We start from the raw sequence: 1,047 nt of genomic DNA, 5'->3' as shown, positions 1-1,047 counted from the left end.
TTAAGAAGAGAAAATAAAAGAAAGGACACAATGATATTATATTTATAAAGTTATGTTATTGATTATCGATGAAATAAATATTTATAACCAATATTTTTAAACATCTCATAGAAAAAGATTTTAAAATTTTTTATAAAAAATTTAAATGGGTGATGAAGAGATTATAAATAGCTATTCTCATGAAAAAAAAGAAAAAGAAGTTGTTTTGGGACAAAATAATTATAAAATAAAAAAAGTTATTAAAAGAGATGGAAGAATTGTGGAGTTTGATCGAGATAGGATAAAATATGCTATTAGAAAGGGCAATGAAAGCTGTTGGAGCTTATGATAAAGAAAAATTAGAAAAAGTTGTTGGCTATATAATAAAAGTATTAGAAGAAAAATATGATGATATAAAATATCCAACTGTTGANNAGATTCAAGATATTGTCGAATTATCNNTATTGAAATTTGATTTATATGATGTTGCTAAGGCATATATTTTCTATAGAAAGGAAAAAGAAAAAATAAGAGAAGAAAAGAAAAATTTATTGGGAAAATTCTATGAGGAAGAAGTTGCAAAAAGATTTTCTGNNNNTTCAATTAGATTAATGGTAAATAGATATTTATTAAGAAATGAATATAAGGGAACTGAGTAGCACTTCCAAAGCAAATGTTTGAAAGGGTTGCTGCATTAATTGTAATACCAGTAATTATNNTATGATGAAAGAATTTATGATAAAGATGGAAAACAAAAANNNNATACAAAAGAAGAATTTGATTTTGTAAAAAACGAAAATAAATATGGATTACCAATAAAAGATCNTAAATTTAGATGGAATAGATATCATTTAGAAAGAATGAAATATTTGTATGATTATTTAAATGGAAGAGGCAATATGAAGGTTTCATGGTCATAATTTATAAAAATGCTAGAAAATGGCGAATTTGACAAATATTNNNNAGATTTCTATCAATATTATGATCTAATTGCAAGTAAAAGATTTATGCCAAATTCTCCTACATTATTTAATGCTGGTGCTGTTTTNNGACAATTATCTGCATTTT

General features: G+C 23.8%; 2 protein-coding genes and 1 pseudogene (1 of these 3 only partly in view). All 3 read left to right on the top strand.

The features are described from left to right. Positions 1-145: 145 nt before the first annotated feature. The gene (locus tag LUA84_RS03800; RefSeq protein WP_231434511.1) at positions 146-328 is read left to right on the top strand and encodes an ATP cone domain-containing protein; all 183 of its coding nucleotides are present in this window, start codon (positions 146-148) and stop codon (positions 326-328) included. Beyond that, positions 288-638 (top strand): ATP cone domain-containing protein, encoded by a 351-nt coding sequence (locus tag LUA84_RS03795; RefSeq protein WP_231434510.1) that lies wholly within the window; start codon positions 288-290, stop codon positions 636-638. Before LUA84_RS03800 ends, LUA84_RS03795 begins: the two co-directional genes overlap by 41 nt. A gap of 270 nt (positions 639-908) precedes the next feature. After that, a pseudogene (locus tag LUA84_RS04870) lies at positions 909-1,047 on the top strand (ribonucleotide reductase N-terminal alpha domain-containing protein); it runs 35 nt beyond the window's last position.

The sequence above is a fragment of the Candidatus Nanopusillus massiliensis genome, assembly GCF_920984865.1.
Note: the sequence above shows the minus strand (reverse complement) of the source record. Positions and strands in the feature narration are given on the sequence as shown.